Here is an 18,959-nt window from a genome sequence, read left to right on the forward strand (position 1 = left end):
ATATCACGTTCTGTTCGGAATAGATATGAACGCTTCAGATCTTATTCATCAAACGGGTAGATCCAGAAGGATTCTTGCTTAATGAACGACATCATTTCGGAGTTAGGATCCATTGAGCCGTCTTCAAGTCTTGCCACCATTGCCTCTGTTTGGGAGCGGTGAGCTTCGATCGTTTTGATCTTTGTTTCAAGAACATCCGTTACATCAAATACTTTATCTGGCTTGCCAAGTACAGCCTCACGATCCGGGGTAATTGGCAATGCGTAAACCGTTGGACGGTCTTGTTTAGGCATACGTTTTAACGTCTCTATGACGGCAGCCGAACAAGCATCATGATCAGGATGAATACCGTATTCCGGGTAAAATGTAATGATTAGTGAGGGCTTTAATTCATCAACAAGCTTTCCAATTGTTGAGACGAGCAGTTCAGGATCTTCAAACTCAAGCGTTTTATCTCTAAACCCTAGCATGCGAAGATCCTTGACCCCCATTGCATTGCAAGCATCTTGCAACTCCTTCTTACGTACTTCTGGAAGTGTTTCTCTTGTTGCAAAAAATGGATTACCCATATTGCGTCCCATTTCTCCTAGTGTTGCACATGCGTAAGTAACAGGCACACCTTGATTGACAAATTTCGTGATCAACCCTGCAGTTCCGAAAGCTTCATCATCCGGGTGCGGGAAAATGACGAGGACTTGTTTCTCCATAATCGTTTCCTCCTTAATCGAATGGTGTATAGCTTAGTTGAACGGCAACAGCTAAACGACCACTTGTATCATGGCCTGCCATTAACAGCCGACCATCATCCAACTGATAATCCGTTAATCCTTCAGCATACATCCAGCCTTCATTTAATTTAAACCCAACGCGAAACGGTCCACTACCTGCCATTTTAACGTTGGTGAATTTGATCGAACCATTTCTTATGTATGCTCCGACTGCAAGCTTGTCTTTATCTTGTGCCGCATAGGCTCCACTCGTTGTTTCTAGATGAAAATACAACTCTTTGTTTTCAAATGTTTCAAGAATTTCTTGTACTTTTTCGATTTGAATAGGCTTCATTCTTATGCCCCCTTCTTTCTTATGCCTACATGCTAGAACTAGTATAGCTCATCTATCTCGCCCGGTAAAATGATTGACGTTAACTTTTGAACGACTTTCATTAGACACAGACTGTTTTTTTCCGTTATAGTTAACTTTTGAATAGATGTGAATTCGAAACTCGGAGGTATGACAGATGCAATTATATGAAACGTTTGATATTCCAGATAAAATACAGGATCGCATTGAAGACCGACGCGATGCTAATCCAAATTCCAATCACTACCTTATTGGTTCAGAAGGATATACAGCTCCAGATATGTCAATTGTTAAAGATGCGGTGACAGCGTTGATTCTCGGGAAAAATGTTTTACTAAAAGGCCCTACAGGAGCTGGTAAAACAAAACTGGCCGAATTAATTAGCTACTTCTTTAACCAACCCATGTACTCAATTAACTGCTCCGTTGACCTTGATGCAGAAGCGCTTCTAGGGTACAAAACGCTTAGTTATGACGAACAAAACAATGCGCACATTACATTCATTCCTGGGCCAGTCGAAAATGCAATGAAAAACGGCGAGCTATTATATATCGATGAAATCAATACAGCGAAAGCAGAAACCCTTCCTATTCTAAATGGCGTCCTTGACTATCGTCGCATGGTTCTAAACCCTTTCACGGGTGAAACGGTTCGCGCAAAAGAAAACTTTGGTGTTATTGCTGCAATTAATGAAGGATATATTGGCACAGCACCTTTAAATGAAGCCTTAAAAAACCGCTTCATCGTCATAGAAGTTCCGTACTTGCAAGGAGAAGCTTTAAAAGAAATGTTAAGTGAACAATCACTTCTAGATGACTCAAATCTGCTTGATCAGTTCGTGACGCTATCTGCAGACCTTCAATCCAAAGTAAGAGATGGTCAAATTTCAGAAGAAGCCGCCTCTCCTCGTTCACTTCTAGATGCTTGTGACCTAACAACGTTTATGGAAGCGAGACGTGCGATTAAACGTGCGATTACGGATAAACTTGAAGATGAACGTGAAAAAGCAGCTGTGGAAAACATTGCGGAAACGATTTTTGGACGTTATCAGGAGAAAGCGTAAATGAAGTTTTTAAACTTTGCTGAGAATCAGACGGATCCTTTTCTTCATTTAAGTTTATCTGATCTCGCTGAAACATTAAGTGACATGGAGAGTGAAGTCCAGTTTGCTTTCCACTCATATTATAGACCTTCTGAGCAGTTGATTACGGTCAGCCATTATTGGAATGACATTTTTGACGGCACACAATTTGATGGAATGAAAAGCGATGTTTACTTACGAGCGCTTGGCAATGTTCACTATACGAATTTTAATGAAGTAGAACATTACCTCTCTTCTATAAAAAAACAATCACATCCTCTTTTCCGTAAACAGCTGTTTGCGTTATTAGAAGATATAAGACTTGAGAAGATTTGCAAGTCGATTCGTCCTGGAATGAGTGCTTGTTTTGATACAAGAAGAACACTATTTCAAAAACGTTTCCGGGCGCGTCTCGAAGTTCATAATCGCCAGCATCAGCTGCTAGATGCTTTGTTTTGTGCGATCAACCTTCAAGCGATCGGTAAACCAGTTGCTCTTGGAAATGATCTAGCAGAATATAAGCCCTATCTACGGCATTTAATTATGGAGATTTCTAAAGCAAGTTCAACGAAAGAAGTCGCCACTCTTACAAGCGCATTTTGCCAGGAGCTTAATCAGGAGCATTTTGATATGAGTACCGAATATTTAACAATGTATGGGACATCAGCCAACCCCTCCCCTGTTGTTGAAGACGAAGAAGCTCGTCAGTTAAAAAGTGACGATACAATGGAAACGTCCGATAAAGAAGACAAAGAAACGTATGATGAGGAAATGAATACGTGGCATGAAGAGCAGGAGCAAGAAGGCTCCAATTTTCTTCAATTTGACCTAGAAGAAGGCGCTAAATCAGATCTGATAGGGGAAGGCGAACGAAAAGAAGAATCCGGTGACCAGGCCTTTGTCAGTGTGCAAGGTGCTTCGAAGCAATCAGAAGGAAGCCAATTTGATGAAGAGGCCATCCTTGAAAGCCGTGATACAAAAGCTGTCGCTTCTTCACAAGATCCTCTAGGTGAAGCGAACCGAAACGTAAAAGAAGTCATTCGTCACGCTGAAAAACCGACTTCTGAAGAGCGATCAAATTATCGAACTGCGAAAGCAGAAATTCAATATGCTGAAAAATCACTTCGCTCTGCGATCCAAAAAACGATTGAGCAAAAACAAATTGCACCAAGAAGTGATCTCCACTTTGGTCGTTTGAATCGAAAGCTACTCAGGTTAGTGACTGACGAAAATCCACGCCTCTTTTATAAAAAGAATGCCCCAAGTACCGAGCTGGATGTAACGTTCTCTCTACTCGTCGATTGCTCTGCCTCAATGTACGATAAGATGGAAGAAACAAGACTAGGTATTACACTCTTTCACGAGACATTAAGAGGACTCAATATTAAGCATTCGATTACCGGTTTCTATGAGGATGCATTTGATGCCGATGATGAGGAACAGCCGAATACCCTTTTTCAAATCGTAGATTACAATCGATCCATTCAGCCAAACGAAGGCGCTAAAATAATGCAGCTAGAGCCTGAAGAAGACAATCGGGATGGTTATGCCATTCGAAAAGCTGCTCAAGAATTGGCAGACCGTAATGAGAAACATAAAATCCTTCTAGTCTTTACAGATGGAGAGCCTTCCGCATACGACTATAGTGAAAATGGCATCATCGACACACATGAGGCCGTTATTCAAACAAGAAAAAAAGGGTTTGAAGTGATCGGGGTCTTTTTATCAAACGGAGAACCACAGGAAAAAGAAAAAAATACGATGCGAAATATCTATGGCACACAAAGCCTTGTCATTCCTTCTGCAAATGAAATTCCTGCTTATTTAACACCACTACTGAAGCGATTATTGCTTCGGTTTGTATAGCATATTGAAACGGTTACCACCTTGCCTGGTGGTAACCGTTTTTTTAATAAAGCTGATTACTTTTCTTGATTGGAGCCAGAATCTGTACCACTAAAAATTATGTTACTCGAAGTTTTTTGGTATGTTTAGTTAATCGGATTTTGAGGCATTTAAATAAAAGACTTATCTGTAAGAAATAGATGAAGTCTTACAAAAGGAGGACATGAGAATGAATGTAACGTTTATCGGTATGGGTGTTATGGGAAGCGCTATGGCTGCAAACTTACTTCACAATGAGGTTGACTTAACGATATGGAATCGCACGAAAGATAAAGTAGAATCTCTTATTAACCAGGGAGCTTTCTATAAAGAATCGCCTCACGATGCGGTGAAAGAGGCAGATATCGTTTTTACCATGTTGACCGGTCCAGAAGCAGTAGAGGAAGTCGCATTAAGTGAAAATGGTTTTCTTCAATCGATGAAGCATAACGCTTTATGGATTGATTCAAGTAAAGTGAATCCATCGTTTTCTAAGAAAGCCAACCAACTTGCTCACAATGTTGAAGTAAGATTTGTTGATGCCCCGGTAGCAGGCTCAAAAGGACCTGCAGAAACAGGAGAACTTGTTTTTCTAGCAGGTGGTGAAAAACCTGATATCGATCAAGTTGAACATCTTCTGCAATATATGGGCAAGAAAACAATTCACGTGGGTCCAGTAAGTCAAGGTACATCTTTTAAAATGGTTGTAAATACGATGCTTGCTTCTAATATGGCAGCCTTTGCTGAAAGTATGATTCTCGGGGAACAACTTGGCTTATCCAAAGATTTTTTATTAGATACGTTACCCGGGATGCCAGTTTCTGCTCCTTTTCTTCAAATGAAAGCGGAGAAGTTAAAAAATCAAAATCACGAAGAAGAATTTGCTCTAAAAAACATGCAAAAAGATCTTCACCTCGCCACCCTATCTGCCTATGAGGAAAACGCGGCTTTAAAAATAACCAATTTGATGAAAGAAGTTTATGCTGAGGCTAAGGTTAATGGTTATGGTGATTTGGATTTCTCTTCAATCTATTCTTTTTACAAACATCTTCACCGTAAGGAAGAGTGAAGTATAGTTAGTGCTTCTAGCACATTCGTTCCTTATATGCCGAATTGAAACTTAAAAAGCAAACGATAAATACACATAAACACACTTAAAATCGGATTATAAAAAGAGCTTGGAAATAGCCATTTTGCTCCAAGCTCTTTTGCATGACTATGCATAAATGCTTATGGTTACTGGAGAAGCGTAATGGAAAGGCATCACTTTAATTTACTGTTTTAGTAAAATTATTTCCTATGATCATTAACACGATATGTTTTTTATTTTGTTACATGCAAATGACGATAAATTTCAGTTAATTCTTCAAGCGTCATTCTAACTAATCCGCTCGTAGAGGGCGCAACAAAGTCACGAACCCCCTCCACCTGATCAATCGGTTGATATCCCCAATCAGCTTTTTTTACACCGGAAAACTTTTGATAGACTCCTTTACCAACATAACAGTTTACTAGGGGCTGATACATTCTGATTTTTTCAAGGAGCCGCTTCCGTCCAATCGCATAATCTTCGGAAGTTAAGTCAGCCGCTCCTCTAGTAGGACGATCCACGATATTTGTAAGACCGTACCCATATTCTAATAGCTTGTGGTCTTCGTCTGGTGAGAGCTGTCGATCCGTCAGTCCCGCTTCTTTTAAAATGGCGTAAAATCGATTCGTCGGATTCGCATAATGATGCCCTTCTGCCTCAGATTGTAGACCAGGGTTAAAACCAATAAACAGGATCTTTAAATGGTATGCAAGATGGTCTGGTAACATTTGTATCACTCCTTACATTCAAGAATCCCATAGTGAAACTTTGATGTTTTACGTATTTGTTGATGAAAACCAAACTGTGCAAAACGTCTACTTTGCCATGAATCTTTTAAAATGACTCGTTTTCGAGCCACCCGTTTTGCTTCTTTCACCATAATTTCTGATAGTCCATCATAAACAGCCACCTGTTTGATACCACGTACACCGTCAGAAGCTAAGATGGAACCTTCAAACATCGGGTCAAAATACACGACGTCAACCGCATTGTTCTTTAAATGAGGTAAAACCTCTTCGTATCTTTTAGGAATAATAGAAATACGCCTCATCGCTGCATCGATCTTCTCATCACTACTTTGCCATTTTTTTAATCCTTCTTGCAAGAGTATGACGTGCTCCGATCCCTCAATTGCTTGAACTCGCCCTTTATTACCCACTACTAAACTTGCAACAGTGCTGTCAGATCCAAGTCCTGCTGTACAATCAAGCAAACTCATTCCTTCGAAAAGTCCACTCGCCTTTATAAACGCATCATCTTGCCCATTTAGAATGGCTTTACAGCGAAACATCGCTGAATTTGGATGAAAGAATATAGGCGTTTCTGCATTATCTTTATAAAGAAATAAACGTTCGTAGCCAACCACCACAACGGTTTGATGATAGAGGTTAATGATCTGTTGAATGGATCGTTTTTCCCTTGATATGTATGCACCACTATATAATTGGCTTAACTGAATCGCTTCATTTATGAGAGCTTCTGTTGGTCTACCTGCAGTTGTAAAAATCATTCTTCTTGACTCCTTCTATTTCCTTCCTGACTAAGTATACCATGTAGTTCTAAAAGATTTGAGCAGCTTTGGGTTTAGAAATTATAGCAATAAATTGAGCAAAAGGAAGAATGACTTCTCATCATAGCTACGATACCCTTTAATTTAAATCATTAAATAAGATTTGTTTATGATCAGATACGGTGAGTGAAAATTCAATTTCTAAACAATTCATGATGTAACTGTTATACTAAGAACACTATTAAATAAGAGGTGGAACAATGCAAAAAATGTGGCATATGTATAAAGATTCTTCATTCATACTAAAAATGACGCTTGGCTTTATCCTTGGTATCGCAGCGGGAATTCTTTTCGGATCAGATATTGATTTCATAAAACCGCTTGGCACCATTCTGATTAACTTGCTTAACCTCGTGGCCATTCCAGTTATTTTTCTAACAGTTGTGCTCGCAATCAATCAAATGAATCCAAAATACCTTGGTAAATTAGGGGGTAAATTGCTAGTCTATTACGGACTAACAACAGCAGCAGCTGTCTTAATAGGTGTTACCATCGCTTTATGGATTAGTCCTGGGTCTGGCCTAACGCTTCCAGATACGAAAGTTGAAAAGCCTGACACTCCTGGGTTTTCTGATGTTCTCTTAAATATCGTTCCAAATAACCTTTTCGAAACCTTTTCTTCAGGACAACTCATGGGTATTCTCTTTCTAGCTGTCATCATTGGATTAACAATGGGGAAAATGCGCTATTCAGAGAAAAGTGACCTGCGCGAATCTGGCGAGAGACTTCATAAGCTATTTTCTGCTGCAAATGACTTATTCTTTTTGTTACTGAAAGGCATATTGCTATATGCACCGATTGGTATATTTGCCATTAGTGCAACATCCTTTGGAAATCAAGGCTGGCAAACTTTTCAATCTTTACTCGCTTTTACAGGGGTCTTTTACTTAGGTGTTCTATTGCTCTGGGCATTGATTTATACTTCTTTTTTAAAGTACGCGAAATTAAGTATTAAAAACTTCTTTTCTCAAACGAAAGATGCGTACTTCACAGCGTTTTTCACCTCGAGTAGTATCGCTTCGCTTCCAATCGCGATTGACTCTGCTAAAAAAGCCGGCATCTCAGAAAGAGTCGTAAACTTTTCTTTACCAATTGGGGCCGTCTTCAATTCAGATGGTGGGGCATTAAGGATGGGTGTTTCCATCGTTTTTGCTGCAAACGTCACCGGGTTAAACTTCTCCGTTATGGACTATGTGACCATTGTTGCTATTGGTACACTTCTCTCCATTGGAACGGCAGGAATACCTGCTGCAGGCTTAGTGACATTATCAGCTGTGTTAACGATGTTTAACCTTCCATTAGAGATTGTCGCATTAATCGCGGGAGTTGATGTCATCATTGGTATGGCTGGGACAGCTTCGAATGTACTTGGTGATATTATCGGGGCAGCTGTCATTGATCGTGATCAAAAGAAAACAAACCAATCAGCTACTTAACTGAAAAGGCGGTCCTGTTAACGCAATAACAGGACCGTCTTTCTGTCATTTATACAACTAGCTATCAGTTATACTTGATTCAAAGATAGGAACCCAACACGAACATCTGTATGAAAAGCGAGCATCACTTTCTAGAAAGTGATGCTCGCTTGCGTGATAAAACAATTTAATTTATTTTGCTGTCCTAAAAGTTCTTCTTATACCACTCAGCTGCTTTTTCTGCTTCTGATTGAGTTAATTGATGTCCTGCCTTTTCCCAATGAACTGTTACCTCTGCCCCTGCTTGTGAGAATAAATCATGTAGCTCCTTTGTTTCTTCAGGCGAACAAATTGGATCATTTTCCCCCGCACCTATAAAAATCGGTTTTCCAGTCAGGTTTGGTAACTTCAGATTGCGCAAAGGAACCATCGGGTGATGAAGAATAGCACCTCTAAGGGAGTTAGCTTCATGGAAAAGTAAACTTCCAGCAATATTCGCACCATTTGAGTACCCAACCGCTATAACATTATGACGGTCAAACTCATACTTTTCGGATGAATCATCAATAAACGCCTTTAATTCGTGCGTTCTTTTAATTAAATCTTCTTCATCAAAGACACCTTCAGCTAATCGTTTAAAAAATCGAGGCATACCATTTTCTGATACATTCCCTCTAACACTTAAAATTGAGTTTTCTGGTGCGATTAATTCTGCAAGTGGAAGAAGATCATTCTCCGTGCCTCCTGTGCCATGTAATAATAATAAAACAGGAAGATCATTCTTACCTTGCTTAAAAATATGCTTCATTATTTGTCACCTTCTAGAACTCTTGCATTTGCAGGTTCAAGGACACGTTCAATCTGAGAACGCTTTTCTTCAAGCCATGGAGGTAAAAGTAGCTTTTTACCCATTTCATCAGGATCTTCATCCTTTGCAAATCCAGGAGGGTCTGTCGCAATCTCAAACAGTATCCCGCCCTCTTCTCTGAAATAGATCGCATTGAAATATTGACGGTCGACAACAGGTGTTGGACCATACTCTTTTTCTTCCAATAAATTTCTCCATTCTTCATGGTCATTGAAATCATTCGCACGAAAAGCGATATGGTGAACCGTACCTGATCCCATACTTCCAGAAGATAGGGGTGTCTTCTTCACATCTATCGTATTTCCGATAGAATCGCTTGATTTAAAACGTACAAAATCTTCTTCCTCCGCTACGCGCATAAAACCAAGCACTTCCTCTAATACCGTCATGGTTGATTCTGGTTTGCCAGATAGTAATGTTGCGCCTGCAAAGCCTTTAATGGCATGTTTTGTACTAACTCCACCAAAACTCCACGTGTTAGGTTCACCTTCTTCTCTTTCGACTAATTCTAAATGCAAGCCATGAGGATCATCGAAGGTAAGAACTTTCTCACCAAAACGCATCATTTCACCATTCTCTACACTAAATTTATCAAGTCGTTTCTTCCAGAATGATAAGCTGCCCGTTGGAACGACAAAGCTTGTTACCCCTACCTGCCCGGAGCCGATGACTCCGTTATGTGCATTCGACCAGGGGAAGAATGTCATAATGGTTCCCGGTGCCCCTTCTTCGTTTCCAAAATAAAGGTGATAAGTTCCTGGATCGTCAAAGTTTACTGTCTTTTTCACAAGACGTAGTCCAAGAACCCCACTATAAAAGTCAACATTTTCCTGTGGATTTCCAACGATAGCAGTAATATGATGTATGCCTGTTGTATGCTTCATAAGTGACAAGTCTCCTTTTCTTTGTTACATCCATTTAGAAGGTTCCCGCATTAGACTTATCTTAATCATCTAATTTAGATAACCTAAAATATATTTAATTCGAGATATTTTAATTAAGTGTATTAAAATCCTGAATTTCTGTCAAATACTTTGTTTATTTGCGTATAGGACAACCTCATAAAGTGACATTCTATTTTTAAAGGAGTGATGTGATGCTTAGCGTATTTGAGGCCCTGTCGTTAATGGTCAGCTTTTCCGCTCTTGTGCTCGCCATCATCCACACGAAAGATCGTTCTTCGTAACAAAGCGAAAAGCACTCCGCTGTTGGAGTGCTTTTCGCTTTTATCTTTAAGGCATGACTGTTTTGTTCATTAGGTAACGATCTGTCTCACGAGCTACTCCTCGCCCTTCATTAATTGCCCATACGATCAGGCTCTGTCCTCTTCGAACATCACCTGCTGCAAACACTCCGTCTACATTTGTACGATAATCTTCAAATTCTGCCTTTGCTCGTTTACGGTTGTCTTGCTCGACTTCAAAATGTTCAAGTACACCTTCCTCAGGTCCAGTAAAGCCAATTGCGATTAAGACGAGTTCTACTGGCCAAACTTGTTCTGTTCCAGGAAGCTCTTTCATGAACACATTCCCTCTTTTATCAACATGCTTTTCAATCGTCACCGTATGAAGTTCTTTTACTTGCCCATTTTCATCGCCAACGAATTTTTTCGTCATGATGGAATATTGGCGAGGGTCTTCCCCATACTCTGCTTGTGCCTCTTCATAGGCATAATCAAGTGTAAAAACCTTTGGAAATTCAGGCCAAGGGTTATCAATCATTCGATCTGCTGTAAGCTGCGGATGTTTACCAAATTGATGGACACTTTTGCATCCGTGTCGAAGTGCTGTAGCAACACAGTCCGCCCCTGTATCTCCACCACCAATTACAATGACATTTTTTCCTTCTGCCGAAACATACTTCTTATCTTGAAGCTCGGAATCAAGCAAACTTTTTGTATTCTGCTTTAAGTAATTCATTGCATAATGAATTCCTCCAAGCTTGCGTCCTTCAATTGGAAGGTCACGGTGCTTTTGAGCTCCCGTACAAAGAATCACTGCATCATGGTCATCACGAAGCTCCGCTTGCGTCACATCTTTACCAATTTCAGTGTTTGTAACAAACGTTACTCCCTCATCAGCAAGTAGTTTCACACGGCGTTCAACTAACTCTTTATCTAGCTTCATGTTAGGAATGCCATACATTAATAAGCCACCAATTCGATCGTCACGCTCAAAAACGGTGACTGAATGTCCTGCTTTATTTAGCTGATCAGCGGCTGCCAATCCTGCTGGACCTGATCCTACAATAGCAATCTTCTTCCCAGTGCGATTTTTAGGAGGCTGAGGTGTCATCCATCCTTCAGCAAACCCGCGATCAATAATTTCTTTTTCAATACTTTTAATGGCAACCGCATCATCAGGAATTGCTGCTACGCAGGCACCTTCGCATGGAGCTGGACATACCCTGCCAGTGAATTCAGGGAAATTATTTGTTTTAAGTAGGCGATCTAGCGCATCTTTCCATTTACCTTGATAAACAAGATGGTTCCACTCTGGAATCAGGTTATAGAGTGGACAACCTGATGCACTCCCATTTAATTCGATACCTGAGTGGCAGAAGGGCGTGCCGCAATCCATGCAGCGTGCCCCCTGTGTTTTCAGGCTTTCTTCAGATTGAGGAAGTTGATATTCTCCCCAATCTTTTAACCTTGTTGATAGATCTCTTTCGCGTGCTTTTTCTCTAGGATAGTCTAAAAATCCTGTTGGCTTACCCAATCGAATACCTCCCCTTATACCGGTTCCAGATCACTTTGACGTGGCTTTACTTGACCGTTCTTCGCCTGTTGAAACACTTCGTATGCTGCGTCATCGTCTTTATAGCCTTGTTCTTTAAGTTCTTCTAATGATTCTGTGATTCGTTTATATTCTTTTGGAATGATCTTCACGATTTTCCGAACAACTTCATTCCAGTTTTGAATAAAGCGAATGGCTTTTGGACTATCAGTGAAGTAAGCATGTTGTTGAATCATATGCTTTACTTCCAGAATCTCTTCATAGTTGCTCAACGATTCAATATGGACCATTTCAGCATTCACATTTCGCTTAAATGTTTCTTGATCATCTGATAGAACGTAGGCAATTCCTCCAGACATACCGGCTGCAAAGTTCTTTCCAGTCTCGCCAAGGACAACGACACGGCCACCGGTCATGTATTCACAACCATTGTCGCCAATTCCTTCTACAACCGCTTTTGCGCCACTGTTTCTTACGGCAAAACGTTCTCCTGCAAGTCCACTAATGTATGCTTCACCTGAAGTTGCTCCATAAAAAGCAACGTTGCCTACAATTGTATTTTCGTCTCTAGCAAACCCTGCTTTAGCGGAAGGGTGAATAATGAGCTTCCCGCCTGATAATCCTTTTCCAACATAGTCGTTCGCATCGCCTTCTAAATGCATGGTCACCCCGTTTGGTACGAATGCTCCGAAACTTTGACCAGCTGAGCCTTTAAAATGCAAGCGAATCATGTCTTCTGGTAGTCCATCAGCACCATACCGCTTTGTAATCTCATGTCCTAATAGTGCACCAGCAACGCGGTTTGTGTTGCGAATAACGTAAGAGCCTTCAAAAGGTTTTTGCTCTTCAAGCGCTCCAAGTGCTGCAGGGATAATTGACGTATTATCTAGTGCAGCATCTAGTTTATGATCTTGCTTTCGCTGGTTGAATCTACCGACTTCATCAGATACATGCGGCTGATAAAGAAGCGGCTTAAGATCAAGATATCTTGCTTTCCAATGATCTTTTGTACGACGACTTACTTTCAGTACATCGGTCCGACCAATCATTTCTTCAATTGTTCTAAAGCCAAGTTCAGCCATAATTTCTCGCACTTCTTGTGCAATAAACTGCATATAATTAACCACATGATCTGGGTTACCCATAAATTTCTTACGAAGTTCAGGATTTTGAGTTGCCACACCAACTGGACATGTGTCCAAATGACAAGCTCTCATTAAAATACATCCAAGAACAACAAGTGGTGCAGTTGAAAAACCGAATTCTTCAGCACCAAGAATCGCCGCCATTACAACATCACGACCGGTCATCATTTTTCCATCCGCTTCAAGAACAACGCGGTCACGAAGGTCATTCAATACGAGCGTTTGATGCGTTTCAGCTAAGCCTAGTTCCCATGGAAGACCAGCGTGCTTAATACTCGTTCTTGGCGATGCTCCTGTTCCGCCCTCGTATCCACTAATGAGAATAACATCTGCCAGCCCTTTCGCTACTCCTGCCGCAATCGTTCCAACGCCTGCTTTTGAAACCAGCTTTACATTGATTCGTGCTGATGGATTTGCATTTTTCAAATCATGGATAAGTTGGGCAAGATCCTCAATCGAATAAATATCATGATGAGGTGGTGGTGAAATCAACCCTACTCCTGGCGTCGATCCACGAACTTCGGCAATCCAAGGATATACTTTCTTACCAGGTAGCTGACCACCCTCACCAGGCTTAGCGCCTTGTGCCATTTTAATTTGTATTTCATCTGCATTGCTCAAGTAATAGCTTGATACACCAAAGCGACCTGAGGCTACCTGTTTAATCGCACTTCGACGAAGATCTCCATTTTCATCTGGCGTAAAGCGAGAAGGATCTTCTCCACCTTCACCACTATTGCTTCTTCCTCCAATGCGGTTCATTGCGATCGCGAGCGCTTCGTGAGCCTCACCACTTAGAGCGCCGTAACTCATTGCACCTGTCTTAAACCGACGTGTAATGGATTCAATACTTTCAACCTCGTCAATTGAAATTGCTTCTTTTGAACCAAAATCAATCGCCTGTCTAAGATAAGTTAAATTCTCCTCAAGCGCCATTCCAGAGAATTTTTTATATAGTTCATAGTTATTACTTCTAGCAGCGTGTTGTAGCGTATGAATTGTTTTTGGATTGAAAGAGTGATGCTCTCCTCCATTCCGCCACTGAAGTTCACTTCCCGTTTCAAGCGTTAAATCACTATATTCGGAATCATGATAAGCAAAATGATGTCTCATTAATGTTTCTGTTGCAATAATATCGATTGGTATACCGTCAATTTGTGAAGCGGTACCAGCAAAATAACGATCGATCACTTCATTGCTAACACCTATTGCTTCAAAAATTTGAGCTCCACGGTAGCTTTGGATCGTCGAAATACCCATTTTTGACATCACTTTAACGATACCAGTTGTGGCCGCCTCAATGTAATTTTCAATCGCCTCATCAAAGGTAAATCCTTCAATAGTGCCGTCCATAATCATCTGGTCAATTGAATGGTAAGCGGCATAAGGATAAATCGCGTCAGCGCCATATCCAGTGAGCATAGCAAACTGATGAACATCTCTAGCCTCACCTGTTTCAACGATTAAACTTACTTTCGTTCGCGTTTCTCTTTTAATTAAATGATGATGAAGTCCACTTAACGCAAGTAATGATGGAATCGCTGCTTTTTCACGGTTAACCCCTGAATCTGAAAGAACAAGAATGCTTTTCCCGTTTTTAATGGCACGATCGGCTTTTCGGAATAAGGCAAGTAATGCATGCTCCATTTCCGTTTCCCCACGAGCAGCATCAAACAGCAAACTTAAGGTTTCAGGTTGAAAATCCTCTTCATTTAATGCTTTAATCGCTTCAAAACGACTATCGGTAAGAATCGGTGTTTCAAGTCGAATTCTTCTAGCACTTCCTGGATCCGTTTCAAGCAAGTTGCCCTCTGGTCCAAGCAGCGTCATTGTTGAAGTAACCGATTCTTCACGAATGGAATCGATCGGTGGATTCGTAACTTGAGCAAACAGTTGCTTAAAGTAGTTAAACAATAGCTGCGGCCGCTCAGAAAGAACAGCAAGCGGGACATCGTTGCCCATTGAGCCGATTGGATCTTTCTTTTCAGTTACCATTGGAGCAATATTCTTCGTTAACTCTTCATATGTGTAACCGAATGCTCTTTGGGTTTTAATGAGCTCTTTCTCATTAATTTCTCTTGTTTTACTTGCTTCAGGCGACAAGCTCATAAGATTTTCATCTAACCATTTGCGGTACGGTTTGTCTGTTGCGATTTGTGTTTTAATCTCTTCATCATATACAAGTCGCTTTTCTTCAAGATCTAAAAGAAGCATTTTGCCAGGGCTTAAACGACCTTTTTCGGCTATTTCCTCTTCATCGATTTCAATGACACCAACTTCGGATGAAAGAATAAACGTATTATCGTTTGTGATCACGTAGCGTGCAGGACGCAGTCCATTTCGGTCTAGCATCGCCCCAATTTGGCGACCGTTCGTAAATGCGATTGCAGTTGGTCCATCCCATGGTTCCATTAACGTACTATGATACTCGTAGAAAGCTTTTTTAGGATCAAGCATTGTTGCATCACGATCCCACGGTTCAGGAATCATCATCATAGCCGCATGTGGTAGTGATCGGCCAGAAAGATTCAAAAATTCGAGACAGTTATCTAGTGATGAAGAGTCACTTCCATTTGGTCGTACGATTGGAGCAATATCTTTCATATCATCACCAAAAACCTCTGATTGAAGAGCGCCTTCTCTTGCTCTCATCCAGTTTACATTTCCTCGTAGGGTATTAATTTCCCCATTATGAATAAGGTAACGGTTTGGATGCGCCCGATCCCAACTCGGGAAAGTATTTGTACTAAAGCGTGAATGCACCATCGAAAAAGCAGATTTAAAAGTTGGATCTTTTAAATCCAAATAAAATTGATCAAGTTGTTCTGGTGTGAGCATTCCTTTATATACAATTGTATCTTTTGAGAAACTTGCGGCGTAGTACTTCGTTTTCGATAGCTGAGAATCTTGAGAAACTTGTTTTTCGGCTTTTTTACGAATGACGTATAATTTACGTTCAAATTCTTCAGCAGAAATATCGCTTTTCTTAATAAAGACCTGTCGAATGACAGGCTGAGCAATACATGCAGCTTCTCCAATTGTTGTTTCATCTACAGGAACGGTTCTCCAGCCAATAAACTCTTGACCAGCTTCCTTGATTGCTTTTTCAACAATTTGCTTTGCGCGCTGTCTCAGCTGATTATCAACCGGTAGGAACATCATTCCTACACCGTAATCTCCTTTATTTGGAAGGTTAAACCCGGAATTCTTTCGGAAAAATTCGTGTGGAATCTGTAGCATAATGCCCGCACCGTCACCCGTGTCAGGATCGCTCCCCTGCCCTCCGCGGTGATCTAGCTGGCGTAGCATATAGACTCCCTTTTCAATAATGTCATGCGCAGGTACATTATTTATATTGGCGATTAGTCCGATGCCACAAGCGTCATGCTCATGAATTGGATCATATAATCCCTGTTTCTCTGGAAAGTTTGTTCTATCCATATTCCCACTCCTCGCTCTTATCCCAATTCATTATGGTTTCTCGCTTTAACGCCATAACGTCGAAATTGTTTAAATATTCTACACTTATTGTACATTGCTTTAACCAATGCTTCCAATATATAATTTAGATATAATTAATCTAATAATGATATGAATCAAAAGGGAGATTTCTTTTTTATGGAACTTAGGCAGCTATATTATTTTATGGAAGTAGCAAAACGAGAGCATGTAACAGCAGCAGCTACATCTCTTCATGTTGCACAATCAGCTGTTAGTCGACAAATCGCGAATCTTGAATCAGAGCTTGGCGTACAATTGTTTATTCGCGAAGGAAGAAATGTCAAGTTAACTCAGGTTGGCCAAATATTTATGGATCACGCTGAAACGGCTATTTCAGAAATTGAACGGGCAAGACAAGCCGTCTATGAATTTCTAAATCCGGATACGGGGACGATTCGGATTGGATTTCCGAACAGTTTAGCAGCAAAAACGTTACCTACGGTTATTTCTGCATTTCGGAAAGAGCATCCAAGCGTTGGTTTTCAATTAAGGCAAGGATCTGTGCAAGACTTAACGGATGCTGTTAGCAAAGGGGAAATTGATATTGCATTTGTGTCTCCAGTACCGAAAGATCGGACAGATGTTGAAGGACACATCTTTTTTACAGAAAAACTCCTTGCTCTTCTCCCGATCTCGCACGAATTAGCGGATTACCCCATGCTTAGACTTGGGCAATTAAAAAATGACCCATTTGTATTATTTCGCTCAGGATACGCGCTGCATCATCTTGTTACATCAGCATGTCAGCAGGTTGGTTTTAAACCTCGTATTGCATTCGAAGGGGAAGATATTGATACGATTAAGGGTCTGGTCGCAGCAGGATTAGGAGTAAGTCTTTTACCTGAAATTACACTTTCAGAACAGTTGCCTGGTGAGACAGTGAAAATCGAGTTATCAGAACCAAATGTCACAAGAACGGTTGGTGTCATCATTCCACAAGGAAGAGAACTAGCTCCTTCTGAAAGAAAGTTTTTTGAATTTCTTACCCACTTTTACGAGGTTCTTAACAGATTTGGTCAATAAAAAAACCAGAATCGAGCAGATAGTTCTCGATTCTGGTTTTTTTGGTGACTATTTTAATGATCGAACTGAATCCCGACCTAGTTCGATCGATGAACTTCAGATTCTTTAGCAGGCATTTTCAAGAAGACTCCAAGTATAAGGCCGATTAAGAAAATAACGGAGGCTGCAAGGTACATGTGTTGATACCCCGATAAAATCATATCCCTAATCGCATCAGTCATTTTACTTCCACTGAAAGTTGTCGCACCTGCAGTAGCAATAAAACCCGCAAGAATAACCGGGCCAAGTGATGTGCCCACCGAACGAAACAAACTAACAAGTGATAGAGCAGCACCAGCTTCTCGATCAGGCGTTAACTCAAGAATAATGTAATTTAGCGGCGTCCCCATCGTGAAGCCAATTCCTATACCAGATAAAATCATGCCAAGGGATAACGTAATCCACCCATCTGCTAGATAAACAAAGAAAAGAGAACCAAGAAGACTTAACGAAAATCCTAGGAGGACAACTTGCTTGGCTCCCCATTTATCGAGAAGCACCCCACCAATAGGTGCAGCAAAACCAGAGGCTACCGCTAATATTGTCATAACATAACCACCTTGACCTCTAGATAAAGATAAGATAATTTCCGAGAATGAAGGAACAAAAATCATACTAATGATACCAATACCAGTAACTGTTGAGATCAACAGCGCTAACACAATGTTGCGATCTTTAAAGTAACTTAATTTAATGATAGGATCTTTCGAAGATTTTTCGACTCGAATAAGTGGATAGATGAAAGCAATACTAATTAGCAATAGTGGCCAGACTGTCAATGACTGAATGGATTGAATAAATTCATTCGTATCTAGATTCGTTAGTCCCAGCAAAAGACTTACAATAACGAGTGATAGTAGTGCCGCTCCACCCCAATCAAGCGAAGGCTTACTCCCCTCCATTCGATCATCGGGAAGTTTTAAACCCATGGCAAGAATGATGAGCGCAATTGGAATATTGATAAAGAAAATCCATCTCCAACTAAACTGAGCAACGAAAAACCCCCCTACATTCGGTCCGAGTATGGTAGCTATTCCAAACATAGCTCCAACAAACCCCAGTGCCATGCCACGTTTCTCTTTCGGAAAACTGCTTCCTATGACGGCATTTGCGATGGGAATGATTCCACCACCACCGAGAGCTTGTATGGCACGACCGACTAATAGAAAAGGAAGAGATTGACTAAATCCAGCGATAACGGAACCGATCGCAAATAATGTAATGCCCGTTAGAAAAATTCGCTTTCTCCCAAATAGATCAGCAAGCTTTCCTACGATCGGCATACTTACAGCATAGACAAGCGTATAGATCGTTACTACCCATACTGTCCATTTCAAATCAATACCAAGATCTTCTATCAGCGTCGTCAAAGCAGGAGATACGATACCGGAGTCAAGAGCACCTAAAAAAACACCTAGCAAAAATGTGATTAAAATAAACCGAAGTTTTTTATCCATCAAAACATCCCCTTTGTGTTCATATGTGTATTATCACATATGAACACAAAGGGGATCAACTGATTGGATAT

General features: G+C 40.7%; 15 protein-coding genes. 6 read left to right on the plus strand and 9 right to left on the minus strand.

Going from position 1 to position 18,959, the window contains the following annotated elements; translation table 11 throughout:
- Nucleotides 1-41: 41 nt before the first annotated feature.
- Together bshB2 and PQ511_RS14990 are read right to left on the minus strand one after the other, a co-directional pair.
- Nucleotides 42-707 carry a bacillithiol biosynthesis deacetylase BshB2 gene (gene bshB2, locus PQ511_RS14985; RefSeq protein ID WP_224599895.1) on the minus strand — a complete coding sequence of 222 codons (666 nt, stop codon included), beginning with the start codon at nucleotides 705-707 and terminating at the stop codon, nucleotides 42-44.
- 13 nt (nucleotides 708-720) lie between these two features.
- Nucleotides 721-1,062: a YojF family protein gene (locus PQ511_RS14990; RefSeq protein ID WP_224599896.1), complete on the minus strand. Its 342-nt coding sequence runs from the start codon at nucleotides 1,060-1,062 to the stop codon at nucleotides 721-723.
- 175 nt (nucleotides 1,063-1,237) lie between these two features.
- Here PQ511_RS14990 and PQ511_RS14995 point away from each other — a divergent pair, with 175 nt between their 5' ends.
- The 3 genes from PQ511_RS14995 (at nucleotide 1,238) to PQ511_RS15005 (ending at nucleotide 5,114) form a co-directional block, all read left to right on the plus strand.
- Entirely contained in the window at nucleotides 1,238-2,143 is a 906-nt protein-coding gene (locus tag PQ511_RS14995) for an ATP-binding protein (RefSeq protein ID WP_273852706.1), read from the plus strand.
- Nucleotides 2,144-4,027, plus strand: a complete 1,884-nt coding sequence (locus PQ511_RS15000; protein ID WP_273852707.1) for a vWA domain-containing protein — start codon at nucleotides 2,144-2,146, stop codon at nucleotides 4,025-4,027.
- Between the two features lie 208 nt (nucleotides 4,028-4,235).
- Complete coding sequence (locus PQ511_RS15005) at nucleotides 4,236-5,114, plus strand: NAD(P)-dependent oxidoreductase (protein ID WP_273852709.1); 879 nt, start codon at nucleotides 4,236-4,238, stop codon at nucleotides 5,112-5,114.
- Between the two features lie 254 nt (nucleotides 5,115-5,368).
- Here the strand turns inward: PQ511_RS15005 and mug are convergent, their stop codons facing one another.
- Together mug and PQ511_RS15015 are read right to left on the minus strand one after the other, a co-directional pair.
- Nucleotides 5,369-5,863 carry a G/U mismatch-specific DNA glycosylase gene (mug, locus tag PQ511_RS15010; protein WP_420541715.1) on the minus strand — a complete coding sequence of 165 codons (495 nt, stop codon included), beginning with the start codon at nucleotides 5,861-5,863 and terminating at the stop codon, nucleotides 5,369-5,371.
- Between the two features lie 5 nt (nucleotides 5,864-5,868).
- Nucleotides 5,869-6,645: a class I SAM-dependent methyltransferase gene (locus tag PQ511_RS15015; RefSeq protein ID WP_273852711.1), complete on the minus strand. Its 777-nt coding sequence runs from the start codon at nucleotides 6,643-6,645 to the stop codon at nucleotides 5,869-5,871.
- A gap of 260 nt (nucleotides 6,646-6,905) precedes the next feature.
- Here PQ511_RS15015 and PQ511_RS15020 point away from each other — a divergent pair, with 260 nt between their 5' ends.
- Nucleotides 6,906-8,141 (plus strand): dicarboxylate/amino acid:cation symporter, encoded by a 1,236-nt coding sequence (locus PQ511_RS15020; RefSeq protein ID WP_273852713.1) that lies wholly within the window; start codon nucleotides 6,906-6,908, stop codon nucleotides 8,139-8,141.
- A gap of 184 nt (nucleotides 8,142-8,325) precedes the next feature.
- Here the strand turns inward: PQ511_RS15020 and PQ511_RS15025 are convergent, their stop codons facing one another.
- Nucleotides 8,326-8,928: an alpha/beta hydrolase gene (locus PQ511_RS15025; protein ID WP_273852714.1), complete on the minus strand. Its 603-nt coding sequence runs from the start codon at nucleotides 8,926-8,928 to the stop codon at nucleotides 8,326-8,328.
- On the minus strand, nucleotides 8,928-9,872 hold the full coding sequence (locus PQ511_RS15030; protein WP_273852715.1) for a ring-cleaving dioxygenase: 945 nt from the start codon (nucleotides 9,870-9,872) through the stop codon (nucleotides 8,928-8,930). The genes PQ511_RS15025 and PQ511_RS15030 overlap by 1 nt, the downstream gene beginning before the upstream one ends.
- Nucleotides 9,873-10,084: 212 nt before the next feature.
- On the opposite strand from PQ511_RS15030, the gene PQ511_RS15035 reads away from it, so the two are divergent.
- On the plus strand, nucleotides 10,085-10,174 hold the full coding sequence (locus tag PQ511_RS15035; protein WP_224880206.1) for a putative holin-like toxin: 90 nt from the start codon (nucleotides 10,085-10,087) through the stop codon (nucleotides 10,172-10,174).
- Nucleotides 10,175-10,220: 46 nt separating this feature from the next.
- On the opposite strand, the gene PQ511_RS15040 is transcribed toward PQ511_RS15035, so the two are convergent.
- Entirely contained in the window at nucleotides 10,221-11,705 is a 1,485-nt protein-coding gene (locus PQ511_RS15040) for a glutamate synthase subunit beta (RefSeq protein WP_273852716.1), read from the minus strand.
- Between the two features lie 14 nt (nucleotides 11,706-11,719).
- A complete protein-coding gene (gene gltB, locus PQ511_RS15045; protein WP_273852717.1) occupies nucleotides 11,720-16,309 on the minus strand; it encodes a glutamate synthase large subunit in 4,590 nt (1,529 codons plus the stop codon).
- Between the two features lie 177 nt (nucleotides 16,310-16,486).
- Between gltB and gltC the strand changes: the two genes are divergently transcribed.
- Complete coding sequence (gene gltC / locus PQ511_RS15050) at nucleotides 16,487-17,392, plus strand: glutamate biosynthesis transcriptional regulator GltC (protein WP_273852718.1); 906 nt, start codon at nucleotides 16,487-16,489, stop codon at nucleotides 17,390-17,392.
- Nucleotides 17,393-17,469: 77 nt separating this feature from the next.
- Here the strand turns inward: gltC and PQ511_RS15055 are convergent, their stop codons facing one another.
- Nucleotides 17,470-18,888: an MFS transporter gene (locus PQ511_RS15055; RefSeq protein ID WP_273852719.1), complete on the minus strand. Its 1,419-nt coding sequence runs from the start codon at nucleotides 18,886-18,888 to the stop codon at nucleotides 17,470-17,472.
- Between the last annotated feature and the right edge of the window lie 71 nt (nucleotides 18,889-18,959).

Source organism: Guptibacillus spartinae (genome assembly GCF_028610625.1).
Classification (GTDB): Bacteria; Bacillota; Bacilli; order Bacillales; family Guptibacillaceae; genus Guptibacillus; species Guptibacillus spartinae.

Coding starts and splice junctions, on each gene's coding strand:
- PQ511_RS15000 (WP_273852707.1), top strand. CDS start 2,144: ATGAAGTTTTTAAACTTTGCTGAGAATCAGACGGATCCTTTTCTTCAT.
- bshB2 (WP_224599895.1), bottom strand. CDS start 707: ATGGAGAAACAAGTCCTCGTCATTTTCCCGCACCCGGATGATGAAGCT.
- gltC (WP_273852718.1), top strand. CDS start 16,487: ATGGAACTTAGGCAGCTATATTATTTTATGGAAGTAGCAAAACGAGAG.
- PQ511_RS15055 (WP_273852719.1), bottom strand. CDS start 18,888: ATGGATAAAAAACTTCGGTTTATTTTAATCACATTTTTGCTAGGTGTT.
- mug (WP_420541715.1), bottom strand. CDS start 5,863: ATGTTACCAGACCATCTTGCATACCATTTAAAGATCCTGTTTATTGGT.
- PQ511_RS14995 (WP_273852706.1), top strand. CDS start 1,238: ATGCAATTATATGAAACGTTTGATATTCCAGATAAAATACAGGATCGC.
- PQ511_RS14990 (WP_224599896.1), bottom strand. CDS start 1,062: ATGAAGCCTATTCAAATCGAAAAAGTACAAGAAATTCTTGAAACATTT.
- PQ511_RS15020 (WP_273852713.1), top strand. CDS start 6,906: ATGCAAAAAATGTGGCATATGTATAAAGATTCTTCATTCATACTAAAA.
- PQ511_RS15025 (WP_273852714.1), bottom strand. CDS start 8,928: ATGAAGCATATTTTTAAGCAAGGTAAGAATGATCTTCCTGTTTTATTA.
- PQ511_RS15015 (WP_273852711.1), bottom strand. CDS start 6,645: ATGATTTTTACAACTGCAGGTAGACCAACAGAAGCTCTCATAAATGAA.
- PQ511_RS15035 (WP_224880206.1), top strand. CDS start 10,085: ATGCTTAGCGTATTTGAGGCCCTGTCGTTAATGGTCAGCTTTTCCGCT.
- gltB (WP_273852717.1), bottom strand. CDS start 16,309: ATGGATAGAACAAACTTTCCAGAGAAACAGGGATTATATGATCCAATT.
- PQ511_RS15030 (WP_273852715.1), bottom strand. CDS start 9,872: ATGAAGCATACAACAGGCATACATCATATTACTGCTATCGTTGGAAAT.
- PQ511_RS15005 (WP_273852709.1), top strand. CDS start 4,236: ATGAATGTAACGTTTATCGGTATGGGTGTTATGGGAAGCGCTATGGCT.